The sequence below is a fragment of the Cellulomonas biazotea genome (assembly GCF_004306155.1).
Classification (GTDB): Bacteria; Actinomycetota; Actinomycetes; order Actinomycetales; family Cellulomonadaceae; genus Cellulomonas; species Cellulomonas biazotea.
The window spans coordinates 1-1,106 of the sequence record NZ_BIMR01000456.1 but is presented as its reverse complement, the minus strand read 5'-3'; the positions used below and the strand labels follow the sequence as shown (position 1 = coordinate 1,106).

At 79.7% G+C, this 1,106-nt stretch carries 1 protein-coding gene; it reads right to left on the bottom strand.

The window, feature by feature from the left end; translation table 11 throughout:
* Positions 1 to 1,106 (bottom strand): hypothetical protein (locus CBZ_RS21240; protein ID WP_218022836.1); only part of this gene is annotated, 1,106 nt, incomplete at both ends.

The window sequence follows — 1,106 nt, the reverse complement described above, 5'->3', positions numbered from 1 at the left end:
GACGAGCAGGACGCCGATCACGACGCCCCCGGCCGCGGCGACCACCGGCGGCGGCAGCAGCTCGCCGGCCGCGACCCGTCCCGCGGCCCGACCGCGCAGACCCAGGACGCGGGCCGTCGCGAGGGACCGGGCGCGCCCGGGGGCGGAGGCGGCGGCATCGAGGACGACGACCGTCGACGCCAGTGCGGCGCACACCGCTGCCGCGAGGACGACGAGCCCGACCAGCCCGCTGCCGAGGGGGTCCGACCGCCGGTCGGCGAGCCACTGCGCTCGGCTCAGGTCCTCGGCGCCGACGGTGCTCGCCGCCGACCGGGCTGCGGTCGCCGCTCCCGGTCCGACGGCCCACACCGTGTCCGGGTCGACCGCCGTGTGCGCGGTCCCGGCGGGGCGGGAGGTGGTCCGCTCGGCCCGCACCTCCACGAGGGCCGTGACGACCGACGTCAGCGCCGCACGGTCGACGACGACGGTGGGGGAGGCGCTCGCGGGCTGCTGCGCGGGCAGCGTGGGGACCTCGCCGACGGGTTCGAGGTCGACCGTGACGTCCCCCCACCGCAGCGACGGCTCGGCGCCGAGGAGCCCGGCGGGGACGAGCGCGGGCAGCGGCCCGGGAGCGGTGCGGGTCCGCGCGTCGGCGGACGCGTCGGCGAGCGTCGTGAGCTGGTCTGCGGCACCGAACGGCGTGCGGGCGAGCAGGTCGGCGTAGCGAACGGGGTCGACCACGAGCACCCGCACGCTGTCGACGCCGCGCACGCCGAAGAGCTGGCGCTCGTCCTGCGCCCGGCCGACGGCGACCGCGTCGACGCCGTCGGCCGCCGTCAGCGCCGCGGCGACGTCCTCCAGGGACGCGTCGGGCGACGTCGTCCGCACCACGACGTCGGCGCCGACGGCGTCCCACGCGCCGTCCACCTGACCGGCCCGTGCGGTGCCGGCGAGCGCGGCGCACAGCGCGACGAGCGTGGTGAGGACGACGAGCGCGACGAACGGCAGGACGGCGCCCGTGGTGCGGGCGCGCGCCATCGCGAGCAGCGGACCGGCCGTGCGGGACCGGCGTGCGGCGCCCAGCGCGACGCCGACGAGCGGCGGGACGCCGCGCCACAGCAGGAGCC